Annotated in this window: 13 protein-coding genes; all 13 read right to left on the bottom strand. The window is 56.2% G+C overall.

The genetic code is table 11. The features are described 5' to 3' along the window. Positions 1-104: 104 nt before the first annotated feature. The 13 genes from rlmB to tsaE all read right to left on the bottom strand — a co-directional run bounded on the left by rlmB (position 105) and on the right by tsaE (position 15050). Positions 105-839, bottom strand: coding sequence for a 23S rRNA (guanosine(2251)-2'-O)-methyltransferase RlmB (rlmB, locus tag BBA90_RS04385; protein WP_065648096.1), 735 nt, complete (start codon positions 837-839; stop codon positions 105-107). Positions 840-979: 140 nt separating this feature from the next. Further along, a complete protein-coding gene (rnr, locus tag BBA90_RS04380) occupies positions 980-3403 on the bottom strand; it encodes a ribonuclease R (protein ID WP_065648095.1) in 2424 nt (807 codons plus the stop codon). A 15-nt stretch (positions 3404-3418) separates the two neighbouring features. Beyond that, entirely contained in the window at positions 3419-3862 is a 444-nt protein-coding gene (gene nsrR / locus BBA90_RS04375; RefSeq protein WP_065648094.1) for a nitric oxide-sensing transcriptional repressor NsrR, read from the bottom strand. 194 nt (positions 3863-4056) lie between these two features. Continuing rightward, positions 4057-5355: an adenylosuccinate synthase gene (locus tag BBA90_RS04370; protein ID WP_065648093.1), complete on the bottom strand. Its 1299-nt coding sequence runs from the start codon at positions 5353-5355 to the stop codon at positions 4057-4059. 165 nt (positions 5356-5520) lie between these two features. Next, positions 5521-5721, bottom strand: coding sequence for a DUF2065 domain-containing protein (locus tag BBA90_RS04365; protein ID WP_065648092.1), 201 nt, complete (start codon positions 5719-5721; stop codon positions 5521-5523). Positions 5722-5777: 56 nt separating this feature from the next. Further along, entirely contained in the window at positions 5778-6782 is a 1005-nt protein-coding gene (gene hflC, locus BBA90_RS04360) for a protease modulator HflC (RefSeq protein WP_039380630.1), read from the bottom strand. A 3-nt stretch (positions 6783-6785) separates the two neighbouring features. Continuing rightward, positions 6786-8021 (bottom strand): FtsH protease activity modulator HflK, encoded by a 1236-nt coding sequence (gene hflK, locus BBA90_RS04355; protein WP_065648091.1) that lies wholly within the window; start codon positions 8019-8021, stop codon positions 6786-6788. A gap of 217 nt (positions 8022-8238) precedes the next feature. Further along, entirely contained in the window at positions 8239-9519 is a 1281-nt protein-coding gene (hflX, locus tag BBA90_RS04350) for a ribosome rescue GTPase HflX (RefSeq protein ID WP_065648090.1), read from the bottom strand. 80 nt (positions 9520-9599) lie between these two features. Beyond that, positions 9600-9914, bottom strand: a complete 315-nt coding sequence (hfq, locus tag BBA90_RS04345) for an RNA chaperone Hfq (RefSeq protein WP_039380637.1) — start codon at positions 9912-9914, stop codon at positions 9600-9602. Positions 9915-10014: 100 nt separating this feature from the next. Beyond that, entirely contained in the window at positions 10015-10965 is a 951-nt protein-coding gene (gene miaA / locus BBA90_RS04340; RefSeq protein ID WP_065648089.1) for a tRNA (adenosine(37)-N6)-dimethylallyltransferase MiaA, read from the bottom strand. Then, positions 10958-12874 (bottom strand): DNA mismatch repair endonuclease MutL, encoded by a 1917-nt coding sequence (mutL, locus tag BBA90_RS04335; RefSeq protein WP_065648088.1) that lies wholly within the window; start codon positions 12872-12874, stop codon positions 10958-10960. Before mutL ends, miaA begins: the two co-directional genes overlap by 8 nt. A 44-nt stretch (positions 12875-12918) precedes the next feature. Continuing rightward, positions 12919-14580 (bottom strand): N-acetylmuramoyl-L-alanine amidase AmiB, encoded by a 1662-nt coding sequence (gene amiB / locus BBA90_RS04330; RefSeq protein ID WP_065648087.1) that lies wholly within the window; start codon positions 14578-14580, stop codon positions 12919-12921. After that, on the bottom strand, positions 14577-15050 hold the full coding sequence (tsaE, locus tag BBA90_RS04325; protein ID WP_065648086.1) for a tRNA (adenosine(37)-N6)-threonylcarbamoyltransferase complex ATPase subunit type 1 TsaE: 474 nt from the start codon (positions 15048-15050) through the stop codon (positions 14577-14579). Before tsaE ends, amiB begins: the two co-directional genes overlap by 4 nt. Between the last annotated feature and the right edge of the window lie 3 nt (positions 15051-15053).

Genomic DNA, 15053 nt, shown 5'->3' with positions numbered 1-15053 from the left:
CGAGGCTGCCAGGCAGAGTAACCAGCTGGCAGCCTGCTCTGTCTGAATTATTCAGGAGAGCCGTACAGGAGGGGAAAGCGCTTGTTTATAATTTGCGGCGCCGATCACGCCAGGCGCTGGCGAACTGCCTCAAAGAGGCAAACGCCGGTCGCCACAGAGACGTTCAGCGAAGAGACGCTGCCTGCCATCGGGATGCTAATCAGTTCATCGCAGTGCTCGCGGGTCAGGCGGCGCATACCTTCGCCCTCAGCTCCCATGACCAGCGCCAGCGGACCGGTCATTTTGCTCTGATAAACGGTATGATCGGCTTCACCGGCGGTGCCAACGATCCAGATGTTGTATTCCTGAAGCAGTCGCATGGTGCGCGCCAGGTTAGTGACACGAATCAGCGGAACGTTTTCCGCAGCGCCGCTGGCGACTTTTTTCGCCGTGGCGTTAAGCGGTGCGGCACGATCTTTCGGCACGATGACCGCGTGAACACCCGCCGCATCAGCACTGCGCAGGCAGGCGCCCAGGTTGTGTGGATCGGTTACGCCGTCGAGGATCAGCAGAAACGGTTTTTCCAGCGACTGCAGCAGATCGGGCAGATCGCCCTCCTGATAATTTTTACCCGGTTTGATGCGGGCCACGATGCCCTGGTGCACGCCGCCCTCTACCTGCGCATCGAGCCACTGACGGTTAGCCAGCTGGATTACAATACCCTGAGCTTCCAGTGCGGCAATCAGCGGCTGCAGGCGGCGATCGTCGCGCCCTTTGAGAATGAAAACTTCCTGAAAACGCTGGGGGTCGCGCTCCAGCAGCGCCTGCACGGCATGAATGCCAAAAACTATTTCGCTCATTATTTTGCTCAAGATTGGGTTAGAACAGCGATCGCTGAGATCCGGGTTCAGGATGCGCGCGGCGGCGCATCCTGTACAGCGTGCAAATCGTACCCGGATTGCCCGTCAGGACAATCCGGTGACAATCAGGCTGCGCTGCTTTATTTCTTTGATGCCCGCTTAGCCTTCGTGGCGGCGGCGATTTTACGGGTTTTTTCAGAGACTTTTTTGTCTTTTTTCTCACTTTTCTGCGCAGCAGCCGGTTTCTTTTCACCACGGAAAGCAGCATCCGGTTCAAAGTTACCTTTTTTACCCGCGTCGCGACGGCGCTTTGTAGCCGGCTTGCCGCCGCGCTTCTCGCGTTCCCGCGCGGTTTTGCCTTCGCCACGCGGCACGCGCTTGCTGGAGATCAGGGCAAAATCGATTTTACGCTCATCCATGTGCACCGCCTCCACGCGCACTTCCACCGCATCACCCAGACGATAGGTGCGTCCGCCTGATTCACCGATCAGACGCTGCCCGACGGCATCAAAGCGATAGTAGTCGTTATCCAGCGTAGAGACATGCACGAGGCCATCAATGAACAGGTCGCTCAGACGCACAAAGAAGCCGAAGCCGGTCACGCTGGAGATCACGCCGCTGAACACGTTGCCAACCTGATCCTGCATGAAGTCGCACTTCAGCCAGTCAGCAACATCGCGTGTCGCTTCATCAGCGCGGCGCTCGGTCAATGAGCAGTGCTGACCCAGCTGCAGCATCTGCTGCATATCATAGTGATAGCCGCCGGTTGCCGTAGTGATCCCGTTTTCCATGCCCTGCTCTTTTGCCAGCAGATATTTAATCGCGCGGTGCAGCAGCAGATCGGGGTAGCGGCGGATAGGCGATGTAAAGTGGGCGTAAGAAGCCAGTGCCAGACCAAAGTGCCCGCGGTTTTCCGGATCGTACACCGCCTGTTTCATGGAGCGCAGCAGCATGGTCTGCAGCATCTCAGCATCCGGACGATCGGCGATCTGATCCAGCAGTTCGGCGTAATCCACAGGCTGCGGTTTTGCGCCGCCCGGCAGGCTGAGTCCCAGCTCGCTCAGGACGGTACGGAAACTGGTGATGCTGTCTTCGCTCGGACGATCGTGATCGCGGAACAGCGCCGGCTCCTGGTGTTTCTCCACAAAGCGGGCAGACGCGATGTTAGCGAGGATCATGCACTCTTCAATCAGCTTATGTGCGTCGTTACGCACCGTGCGCTCAACGCGCTCGATACGGCGCTCAGCGTTGAAGATAAATTTCGCTTCTTCGGTTTCAAATGAGATGCCACCGCGCTGCTCGCGTGCGGTTTCCAGCACCTCATACATGCAGTACAGCTCTTCCAGATGTCTTACCTGCGCCGCATACTGCTCACGCAGCTCAGGATTGCCCTGCAGGATATTCCAGACTTTGTTATACGTCAGACGCGCGTGCGAGTTCATCACCGCTTCATAATGCTTATAGCCGGTCAGTTTACCGCTGGCAGAGATGGTCATTTCGCAGACCATGCAGAGGCGGTCCACCTGCGGATTCAGCGAGCAGAGGCCATTAGAGAGGATCTCCGGCAGCATCGGCACAACCTGAGACGGGAAGTAGACTGAAGTACCGCGCTGATGGGCTTCGTCATCCAGCGCCGTACCCGGCCGCACGTAGTAGCTCACGTCAGCGATTGCCACCCAGAGGCGCCAGCCTCCGCCGCGTTTTTTCTCGCAGTAGACGGCATCATCAAAGTCGCGGGCGTCTTCACCATCAATGGTGACCAGCGGCAGCTGACGCAGGTCGACACGCCCCTGCTTCGCCGCTTCCGGCACGTCTTCTTTCAGCTTTGCGATCTCTTTTTCGACTTCTTCCGGCCAGGTGTGCGGAATTTCATGCGTGCGCAGCGCCATATCAACCGCCAGCCCGGTGCCCATATTGTCGCCGAGGATCTCGGTGATTTTACCGATAGCTTTGGTGCGGCGCGTGGCGCGCTGCACAATCTCTACCACGACAACGGAGCCCATCCGGGCATCAAGCGTGGCGTCCTGCGGAATAAGAATATCAAAGCTCAGACGGCTATCGTCCGGTACCACGAAGCCCGTGCCGGCATCGGTAAAATAGCGGCCGACAATCTGGCTGTTACGCGGTTCAAGGACCCGCACCACGCGTGCTTCGCGGCGACCTTTACGGTCTGCCCCGCCTGGCTGCGCCAGGATCACGTCGCCATGCAGGCAAAATTTCATCTGCTCAGCGGACAGATAGAAGTCATCTTTCTGCCCCTCAGCGCGTAAAAAGCCGTAGCCGTCACGGTGGCCGATGACTTTACCGCGCAGCAGGTCGAGGCGTTCCGGCAGCGCATAACACTGACGACGGGTAAAGACCAGCTGGCCGTCGCGTTCCATTGCACGCAGACGACGGCGCAGCGCCTCCAGCTGCTCTTCACTGGTGATATTTAATGCCCCCGCAATCTCTTCGCGGCTGGCTGGTTTTTCCCGCTGCTCCAGCAGCCCGAGAATAAATTCGCGGCTGGGGATCGGGTTATCGTATTTTTCAGCTTCTCTGTCCTGAAAAGGATCTTTTGACATTAGGTTCCTCCGATGTCATTTGGAGTGGATTGCCACCGGCGGTTCGGACAATAGGATGTGGTAGAGCGAATCGTTGTTTCTTACCAGATCGGCCAGCGTATAGTTATCCAGCTCCTGCAAAAATAACTGCACAGCGTCACTGAGCGCTTTACGTAAGCGACAGGCTGGCGTGATGGCGCAGGTTGCGCAATTGACTAACTGCAGCGGCTCCATCTTTCTGACAACATCGCCAATAATAATTTTTTCCGGGTCCATACCTAAACGAATTCCGCCGTTTTTGCCGCGTGTAGCAGCTACAAAGCCGGCCCGGCTCAGTTGATTGATGATTTTTACCATATGGTTACGCGATACGCCGTAAGTATCGGTGACTTCAGTAATGTTAGTCTGCCTGCCCTCGGGCAGCGTAGCCATGTAAATCAGTGCGCGCAGACCATAATCGGTAAAACTTGTTAGCTGCACATATACCTCAGTAAACCATCAGATTTTTTAGTTTTAGCGCCAGTCGTGCGCTTCGATTAACAATGATGATAAACCAGTGCGGAAAAACCCGGAGCGCTTTTTTCATGCCCGTGTGGTCCTGAGCAGGAAAAAACAGAGTGAGCGGAAGCAAACAGCGGATAAACAGAGGCCGGAGCATGTCCGGCCTGAGAAGATTATGCGTCGAACGGATCGCGCAGAATCATGGTCTCACTACGGTCCGGGCCCGTTGAGATAATATCAACCGGCACACCGGTTACTTCTTCAACACGTTTGATGTAATCACGTGCAGCCTGTGGCAGACCCTCTACGGTTTTAACACCAAAAGTGGTTTCACTCCAGCCAGGCAGGGTTTCGTAAATCGGTTCGATACCTTCCCAGCCTTCGGCTGCCAGCGGCGTAGTCGTCATTTCACGCCCATCCGGCATACGGTAGCCCACACAGATTTTAACTTCTTTCAGACCATCCAGCACGTCCAGTTTGGTCATGCAGAAGCCGGAAAGCGAGTTAATCTGTACGGCACGGCGGACGGCAACCGCATCAAGCCAGCCGGTACGACGGCGACGGCCGGTAGTCGCACCAAACTCATTGCCCTGCTTGCAGAGAAACTCACCGGTCTCATCAAACAGCTCGGTCGGGAATGGGCCGGCTCCGACACGGGTAGAGTAAGCTTTTACGATACCCAGCACGTAGTCGACATAGCGCGGACCGATACCGGAGCCGGTTGCCACGCCGCCTGCGGTGGTGTTAGAAGAGGTTACATAGGGATAAGTGCCGTGATCGATATCCAGCAGCGTACCCTGCGCACCTTCAAACATGATCAGATCGCCACGCTTACGCGCGCCGTCCAGCAGATCGGATACATCAACCACCATGCTGGTCAGGATGTCCGCTACGGCCATCACGTCGCTCAGCACTTTTTCGTAGTCAACGGCATCTGTTTTGTAGTAGTTCACCAGCTGGAAATTGTAGAAATCAACAATCTCTTTCAGCTTAACCGCAAAGGTTTCTTTGTTGAACAGGTCGCTGACCCGCAGACCGCGACGCGCGACTTTATCTTCATAGGCAGGTCCGATTCCGCGGCCCGTTGTACCGATCGCTTTGGCACCACGCGCTTTTTCACGCGCCAGATCCATTGCAACGTGGTATTGCAGAATCAGCGGACAGGCTTCAGAAATCAGCAGACGTTCACGTACCGGCACACCGCGCGCTTCCAGACCGTTCATCTCTTTCATCAGCGCTTCAGGTGACAATACCACCCCATTACCGATGATGCTGGTAACATTTTCACGCAGGATGCCAGAAGGAATTAAGTGGAGGACGGTTTTTTCACCGTTGATGACAAGTGTATGGCCTGCATTGTGGCCACCCTGGTAACGCACCACATAATTAGCGCGTTCAGTCAGAAGGTCTACGATTTTACCTTTACCTTCGTCACCCCATTGGGTGCCCAGTACGACGACGTTCTTACCCATTTCTAAAATCACCGATTGCTTAAAAATGGATTCTACCATCGGTTTTTCACAGTTTCAGCACTTTTAGCACACGTTTGCGCTGTTTTTTGTCTGCGTTTTGTTCAGCTCACAACATGTTGGGGAAGCGCAGCCTTACAGACACAATTTACCCGGCAAGCGGCATTCTTAGCCCTGCATGTGCTGGCTGAACAGGCAGTAGATCACCACGCCCGCCACCACCAGTCCACCGCCAAAACGATGCAGCAGGCGGTCAGGCAGCTGCGTCAGAGAAAGTATCATACGCCGCCAGAGTCGCGGCATTAACATCGGCCCCACGCCTTCCAGTATCAGCACCAGCGCAAGCGCCATCCAGATAGTTGAATTCATACGTTACCCAAAAAAAAGGGCCGACATCAGTGTCGGCCCCGGCTTTATAGCAACTTTTATCGTGAAACGTTAGTCGGTGCTTTCATATAGCGGAAGAAATCGCTATCCGGGCTCAGCACCATGACATCCTGATTATCAGCAAAGCTGTTTTCATACGCCCGCAGACTGCGAATGAATGCGTAGAAATCGGGATCCTGGCTGAAGGCATCAGCAAACAGCTTGGCGGCTTCACCATCCCCTTCACCGCGCGAGATCAGCGCCTGACGCTGGGCTTCAGCCAGCGTACGGGTTACCTGATAATCAGCCTGCGCACGCAGTTTTTCTGCCTCTTCCTGACCCTGTGAACGCTGGCTACGGGCAACCGCTTCACGCTCGGCGCGCATGCGGTTGTAGATAGCGTCAGAGACTTCAGTTGGCAGGTTGATCTGCTTGATGCGCACATCGACAACCTGAATACCCAGCGCCGCCATACTGTTTGGATTTGGCGCAGGCTCGCTGCTGTTGGTTTCACGCTCAACGCGCGCGGCAGCACTGGCGATTGCATCATCCGCTGCCGGCGTCTGTACTTCATCATCGTTGCCCGCGCTGCCCGTGTTCAGCGCATCACGTACGTCAGTGGTCAGACGGCCACGCGAATCGGTCACAATATCTTTTACATCCAGGCGGCCCATTTCTGAACGCAGGCGGTCGCTGAACTTACGTTTTAGCAGTACTTCAGCCTGAGAAATATCGCCACCGCCTGTTGCCAGGTAGTAGCGGCTGAAGTCGCTGATACGCCACTTGATATAAGAGTCGACGATCAGATCTTTCTTCTCTTTGGTGACAAAGCGATCGGCCTGGTTATCCATGGTCTGGATGCGCGCATCCAGCGATTTCACGGTTTCAATAAATGGGATTTTAAAGTGCAGACCCGGCGAATAAACCTGTGGCTTATTCTCGTCGTCACGCAGGACTTTACCAAAACGCAGCACAATACCGCGCTGGCCTTCCTGCACAACAAACAGTGACGCGTACAGCACCACCAGCACTACGATAATTACGGCGATGATTGGCTTACGCATCGGTTACTCCCTCCCTTCACGCTGGCTATCGTTGCGCAGCGCATTTGCGCGACGCTGGTCCATGATGCTGTCCGGACTATAAGATGAGTTACCGTTACGATCGGCACTGTTGCCTGGCGATGAAGGCAATTTCATCAGGTTAGTGTTGTTCTGACCGCTCTGGCTGCCTGACTGGCCGTTGCGCAGCAGTTGATCCAGCGGCAGTACCATCAGGTTGTTGCCACGATCGTTAACCAGCACTTTACGCGTATGACTCAGCACGCGTTCCATGGTTTCGATATAGAGACGCTCTTTGGTAATTTGCGGGGCCGCCTTATACTCCGGCAGCAGACGCGCAAAACGGGCAACCTCACCCTGCGCTTCCAGTACGGTACGCTCTTTATACGCTCGCGCTTCTTCAAGAATACGCTGCGCCTGACCGTTGGCACGCGGCTGCACTTCGTTAGCGTAGGCTTCTGCCTCACGCACATACTGCTCACGGTTTTCACGTGCGGCAATCGCATCGTCAAACGCGGCTTTTACCTCTTCCGGTGGACGCGCCGCCTGGAAGTTTACGTCGAGCAGAGTGATCCCCATATTGTAGGGGCGAATCGTTTCGTCAATCTCACGCTGTGTATCGCTGCGCACCACGGTACGCCCTTCGGTCAGAATGCGATCCATGGTGGAGCGACCAATCACGCCACGCAGCGCGCTGTCAGTGGCCTGACGCAGACTGTCATCCGCGCTGGTCACTGCATAGAGATAGCGCTCCGGATCGGTCACGCGATACTGGACGTTCATCTCAACGCGTACCACGTTTTCATCTGATGTCAGCATGACGCCTGATGCAGCCAGCTCACGAACCGCTTCAACGTTAACGGCGCGTACGTTATCGATAAATGTCGGTTTCCAGTTGAGGCCAGGCTCAACCAGATGACTGAATTTGCCAAAGCGGGTAACAACGCCGCGCTCAGCTTCTTTGATCGTGTAGAACCCGCTGGCCGCCCAGATAATCACTACGGCTGCGCCTACAATGCCAACCAGTTTGCCACCGCTACCGCCGCTGCGCTGACCGTTATCGTTCTGTTTGCCACCGCCCAGTCCGCCGAGTTTTTTACTCAGTTTACGGAAGATATCATCCAGATCGGGAGGCCCCTGCTCGCGCCCTCCTTTATTCCCCCCAGAGTTGCCGCCTTGATTATTGCTGCTTCCCCACGGGTCGCGGTCCTGTCCGTTATTTCCGGGCTGATTCCACGCCATGTTTCTACTCCATTTATTGTATTTACGTGTTTTACCTTTCACGTCGCCTGCTGCCGCGCGGTAAACTGCCTGCCCGTCGCCGGACCGCTACAGAGGTAAGCATCCGGTCAGTCGCGCAGTGGTTGTTGCGCCCGCAAAACCGTGTTCCGGCGCATACAACCTGCAATCATACTTACAGCATCATTCTCATGTGTCAGATAAAGGCGTTTGGGCAATATCAAACAATATAACTGGTTAGCAACGGCTCCTGTTTGCATAAGCGATGCCAGTCAACAATTGGCATACGCACCTGCAAACCCGTACTGCCATCTTCTTCATTCCACTCTTTCTCAATCGCCTGCAGCTGGTAAAAGCGGCTGCGCAGGCGTCCTGCTTCAGGCGGCAATCGCAGTTCATACTGCGCAATCTCACCTGCCAGTCGTTCTGAGAGCGCCTGCCACAACAGCTCCAGACCGACGCCGTTCTGCGCAGAGAGCCACACGCGCGTCGGGCGCTGCTCTTCATCGCGGTCGATACGCGGTTCAAACCCATCCAGCATATCGATTTTGTTCATGACCAGCAGCGACGGGATCTCATCCGCCTCAATCTCAGCCAGCACTTCATTCACAGCATCAATGTTGTCGGTGACGCGCAAATCAGCGGCATCGATCACGTGCAGCAGCAGTGTTGCCTGTCGGGTCTCCTGCAGCGTTGCTTTAAACGCCGCAACCAGATCGTGCGGAAGATGGCGAATAAACCCTACGGTGTCTGCCAGCACCACTTCGCCAACGTCGGCGACGTTGAGACGGCGTAGGGTCGGATCAAGCGTGGCAAACAGCTGATCCGCCGCATACACATTGGCAGACGTTATCGCGTTAAACAGGGTGGATTTTCCGGCGTTGGTGTAACCCACCAGCGAGACAGTTGGCACATCAGCTTTGGCACGCGCCTGACGTCCCTGTTCACGCTGCTTTTCAACGCGCTCAAGCCGCGACAGGATCTGGCTGATGCGACCGCGCAGCAAGCGCCGGTCAGTTTCCAGCTGAGTTTCACCGGGTCCACGTAGTCCGATGCCGCCTTTCTGACGTTCAAGGTGTGTCCAGCCGCGCACCAGGCGGGTGGCCAGATGGCGTAGCTGCGCCAGCTCGACCTGTAATTTCCCTTCATGGGTACGGGCGCGCTGCGCAAAGATGTCGAGAATTAAGCCGGTGCGATCGATAACACGACATTCGCACAGACGCTCGAGATTACGTTCCTGAGCAGGAGATAAGGCATGATCGAATAATACGACCGATGCTCCACTCGCTTTTACCGCATCGGCAATTTCAACTGCCTTTCCTTCACCGACAAAATATTTGGGATGTGGCGCTTTACGACTGCCGGTAATGACCTGCAGTGCATCGACGCCCGCAGAAGAGACAAGAGTTTCAAACTCCTGCAAATCTTCCAGCTCTTTGTCTTGGGAGAACCAGATGTGTACCAGTACGGCCTGCTCACCGGCATCATAACGGTCAAACAAGCTATAACCTCGCTAAAATAAAATAACCAGGACGGGAAAACCTGATTGCTCCCCGGCCCTGGCTTTACGGCTACGCAAACTTACTCTGCGCTATCACCGTCTTGTTGTGGCTGCGATTGAGCGCTCTGATTGCTTCCGCCGTGGTGGTAGTTACTGCTACCGCCGCCGCCCGCATTATTACTGTGATGCGAAACCGGACGCGAAGGAACCACGGTAGAGATGGCGTGCTTATACACCATCTGGCTCACTGTGTTTTTCAGTAAAATAACGAACTGATCGAAAGACTCAATTTGTCCCTGCAGCTTAATGCCGTTCACCAGATAAATCGAAACCGGAACACGTTCACGACGCAGTGCGTTCAGAAACGGGTCTTGTAATGATTGCCCCTTAGCCATTCTATCTTTTCCTTATATGCTTGTTGTTTGTTACTTAAGAACCGTGGTTCAGAAAAACTACGTAAAAATTTGCGCACGCTAACCGATCAATTGTACACAATCAGCCCTGCTTAGCACTAACTACCTGAAGTACCGTGTCGCGGGCTGTTTCAGGCGCATCACTGTCTAACCAGTGCACACCCTCCCAGCCTCGTAACCAGGTCATCTGGCGCTTGGCTAACTGCCGGGTGGCGCAAATTCCCCGATAAACCATATCGTCGTAACTGATTTCACCTGAAAGATAAGACCACATCTGGCGATAACCGACACAACGAATGGAAGGCATGTCCGTATGCAAATCACCTCGCGTAAAAAGGGCGCGAGCCTCCGCCTCAAAGCCTGACGCTAACATCTGGTCGTAACGCAATGCAATGCGCTGGTGCAGCATTTCACGATGCGCCGGAGCGATCGCAAACTGGTGCACATCGTAGGGTAGCGCTTCACCGGACGTTTTTGTCAGTTCCGTTAAAGTTTTACCCGAAATAAAAAAAACTTCCAGTGCTCGCGAAAGTCTCTGCGGATCATTCGGATGAATACGACTGCCGGCGACCGGATCGATTTCACACAGCTGGCGGTGCAGGGTTTCCCACCCCTGTTCAGCCGCCGTTTGCTCTATTTGCTGACGTACTTGTGGATCGGCCGGGGGCAGCGGCGACAATCCTTCAAGCAACGCTTTAAAATAGAGCATGGTTCCACCAACAAGCAGCGGAATTTTACCTTCCCGGGTAATCTCCGCCATTTCAGCGAGCGCATCGCGACGAAATTCAGCGGCAGAATAACTCTCTGCCGGATCGCGTATGTCAAGCAGACGGTGAGGAGCCAGCGCCTGCTCTTCAGCCGAAGGTTTTGCCGTTCCTATATCCATCCCGCGATAGATCAGGGCGGAGTCAACGCTAATCAGCTCTACCGGCAGCTGCTGGCGCAATGCAATCGCCAGTGCAGTTTTGCCGGAGGCGGTTGGCCCCATCAAAAAAATCGCCTTTGGCCGGCCAGCCTGGTTTAGTTCACTCATGCTTCAACGCGTTAATCGCGCTCTCAATCTCTAACGTCTGTAACAGACCTGAAGGCGGCGATTTCAGCAGCTGCGGACAGAGCCGCTCCAGCTCCGCCAGTAGCGCAATCGCCTGCGAGTGATTCCAGTGTGGCTCCTCTGCATCCTCACGACGTGCCAGCCATTGGGCCAGCATGGACGCAGATACCTCTTGCTGCCGGGCCAGGTAGCCTAACAGTTCTGGAATCAAGATTTGTAAATTTTGTGTTCTTAACGGTAAAGGCACCGCGCGCAGGGTGACGTGCTGCCCATCCCGTTGTAAATCTATGCCCATCTGCTGCAGCAGCGCCGCCCGGGTGGTAATGACCTCCTGCTCGCTGGCGGCAATTTTCAGCCGTACCGGTATCAGCAGCGGTTGCGGCTTAAGACCTTCTTCTCCTGGCTGAAGCTGCGCCTGTTTTAGCCAGCGCGATGCGACAGGCAGCGAGAGCAGCTGCAGTGCCGGGCCGCGCTCCAGCAGCGCATAGCGTTCGCGTACGACGCTGAGCACGCGGCCAAAGCTCTGTGCATGTGCTGCCAGCGGTGTCTCGGGCGTGGCCTGATGCGTGGTCTGACGCGTCGTCTGTGGTGCAGCTGGTGCCGGTGCCGGTGCTGGTCCGGATGGCGTTTTCAGCAGCTGCTGATAGGCGGCCCCCTCACGGGCGCGGTACGCAGGCTCTTTATGCTGCCAGCCTGCGCCTGCGCCTGCGCCTGCGCTTCCGCTTCCGCTGCGGGCGGGAGCATTGTCGCGACGGCTGGCGGCGGTGTCATCATCAGGACGGTGCGGTGCAGCAGCAGGCTGAGCAAAATGGTTGCCGCCGGCAGCCTGCCGGTTCTCTGGCTGCCACTGTGCAGCGGGCTCTTTTGCAGCAACGTCCGGCAGCGCCGGCCTGCGGCTCGCCTGCAGCACGCTCATCACGCCCTGCCAGATAAAGTCATGCACCAGCCGTGACTGGTGAAAACGCACTTCATGCTTGGCGGGATGAACGTTGACATCAACCTGATGCGGGTCGATCTCCAGGTAGAGTACATAGGCAGGCTGCTGATCGTCGCCACCCTGAGCCTGCCAGGCCTGTCGGATAGCATGATTGATCAGCTTGTCGCGCATCATACGGCCGTTAACATAGCAATATTGCAAATCGGGGATTTGCCGTGCGCCAGCCGGATCGGCTACCCAGCCGCGCAGCGCGAGATCGTCATGCTGCCAGTCAATGCGCAGCGCATGCTGCATAAATGCCGTACCGCAGATCGCTCCCAGACGTCTTTCCTGCTGCGACGTCTGCGACACGCCGCGGTACTGACGCACCAGTTTGCCGTTGTGCGTCAGCGAAATGGCGACATCAAAACGCGCCAGCGCAATGCGACGGATCACCTCATCAATATGGGTAAACTCCGTTTTTTCCGTGCGCATAAATTTACGCCGGGCCGGCGTGTTGTAGAACAGATCCAGCACCTCCAGCGAGGTGCCCACCGGATGGGCCGCCGGCTTAACGGTGACCTGCATGTCACGCCCTTCGGCGTAAGCCTGCCACGCTTCCTGCTGATCGGCCGTGCGTGAGGTCAGCGTCAGGCGAGAAACCGAGCTGATGCTGGCCAGCGCTTCGCCGCGAAAGCCAAGGCTGGCGATCGCTTCCAGATCGTCCAGCGACGCAATCTTACTGGTGGCGTGGCGTGCCAGCGCCATCGCCAGCTCAGCTTTGGGAATACCGCAGCCGTTATCGCGGATGCGAATAAGCCGGGCTCCGCCTTTTTCAATATCAATATCAATACGCGTTGCGCCGGCATCAAGGCTGTTCTCCACCAGCTCTTTTACAACCGATGCCGGACGCTCAACCACTTCGCCCGCGGCAATCTGGTTTGCCAGCTGCGGTGGTAAAATTTGTATAGGCATGGTGGTGATCCTTGTATGTCGCTTGCTGGCCCGAAGGCCAGCGATCAGGATTGAGGAATTTTTAAATTTTGCCCCAGCATCACATTGTCTGACTTCATATTATTGGCCTGCATGATCGCTTTCGGGCTTACGCCGTAACGCACGGCAATAGCCGTCAGTGAATCACCGCGTACCACCTTGTGGCGCGCCGGACGTGCAGCCGTAGTGCTGACGCGACTGCCGGCTGGTACTTTCAGGCGCTGCCCCACCCAGACCACGTCGCGCTTCAGCTTATTAAGCTCGCGCAGCGTTGCCATGCTGACCCCATACTTCGCGGCGATACCTGACAGCGTTTCGCCGCGCGTTACCGTATGGCGCTGCGTCACGCCCGTATACTGTACGGTTCCGCTGGCCGGATTGCTGGCGACGCTAACCGCTGGCACGCTGTCCAGCGGCCGGTTTTCCTGCTTTGGGACGGACTGTAACGGATGTGCGAGGAAATAACTGCGCAGGCCTTTATGGATCGCCTGTGCAATTTTTTCCTGGTACGCACTACTGCCAAGCAGCCGCTCCTCCCCGGCGTTACTGATAAAGCCGGTTTCAACCAGTAAAGATGGAATATCAGGTGAACGCAACACGCCAAGGCTGGCGTGCTCCGGCAGCCGTTTATGCAGCGGCGTAATGCCGCGTAACTGCTGCAGAACTTTGACCGCTACGTCATAGCCAACGCGCTGCGAATGCCCGAACTGCAGGTCCAGCACGGCCTGGCTGAGATAGGGATCGGCCTGACTGTTCGCCAGCAGATCGCCCGCCCCGCCCAGCAGCTCAGACTGTTTCTCTTTCTGCTCCAGCCAGTTTGCCATTTCGTTATTGGCACGCCGGTTCGACAAAACCCAGACAGAAGCGCCCGTTGCCGAATGGTTTGGCGCCGCATCGGCGTGGATCGACACCAGCAAATTGGCGTTCTCTTTACGGGCAACCTCTGAGCGCCCCATGACCGAGATAAAGTAATCACCGTTGCGCGTCAGCACCGGTTTAAACATCGGGTCCCGATCCAGTAGCGCTTTAAGCTTGCGTGCAATGGCGATAGTGACGTTTTTTTCCCGCAGGCCGCGCTGCCCCATCGCGCCCGGATCCTGCCCGCCATGGCCGGCGTCAATCGCCACAATCACCGCGTCGTTCAGGATAACCGCTCCGCCCGGGCGTGTTGTGGTGTTGCTGTTGGTCACTGAAGTGACCGGATTCCCGTCAAACGGATTGCCCTGGCTGCTGGCGATGCTGGCGCTCTGGCGCGCAGCGGTAACCGGTGCGGCTGCGGCACTGCTGCGGTTCACCGGCTGCGTGCCGCGCAGCGTAAACACTACGCGATAGTTATTCCCGTCACGCTGTGTCGCCGCGCGGGTTTTGGTCGTCTGGTTAAGATCAAATACCAGCCGGATGCTTTGAGCATCTTTGGGCTGGCTGTTGCGAATGCGCTGAACGATATTTTCACCGCTGAAGCTCAGCGGCAATCCTTTTATGGTGCCGCTCTGACGAATATCCAGCACTACACGGTTAGGGTTATGCAGCGGGAAAAAACCGTATACCGGCTGGCCGTTGAAGCTGAGCGTCACCGTCGCCTGATTCGAGCCGTTCTCAACTTTGATATCTGAAAGCGTGGCGGCAAATGACGTAGCGGAAAACAGGCAGAGCACGGCCAGCAAGATGCTTTTTATCCGTGCCCTCATGCCGGATCTCCCTGCTGCATCTGATCAAGCAGCGCGGCACCCCTGGCGGAAACCGCAGTGATTTCTGCTTCGCGGCCCGTTTCTGCGTAACGCAGCGTCAGTGACAGATCGGGCTCGGGCAGAAAGCCTGCGCCCTGCTGCGGCCATTCAATCAGACAGAGTGCCTCACCGCTGAAATAGTCGCGGATACCCATAAATTCCAGCTCTTCCGGATCGGCCAGGCGATAGAGATCAAAATGATAGAGGGTGCGTGTTCCTATCTCATAGGGTTCAACCAGCGTATAGGTCGGGCTTTTAACATTGCCCTGATGACCGAGCGACTGCAGAAAGCCGCGGCTGAACGTCGTTTTACCTGCTCCCAGGTCACCGTACAGATAAATGACGGCCGCGCTGCTGCAAACGCGGGCCAGTTGCGCACCCAGTTTCAGGGTTGCCGCCTCATCGGGCAAAGAAATTACACAGGTTTTCATGCG

The organism is Pantoea eucrina, from assembly GCF_001691555.1.
GTDB lineage: Bacteria > Pseudomonadota > Gammaproteobacteria > Enterobacterales > Enterobacteriaceae > Pantoea > Pantoea borealis.
This window is presented reverse-complemented; position numbering and strand designations above follow the sequence as displayed.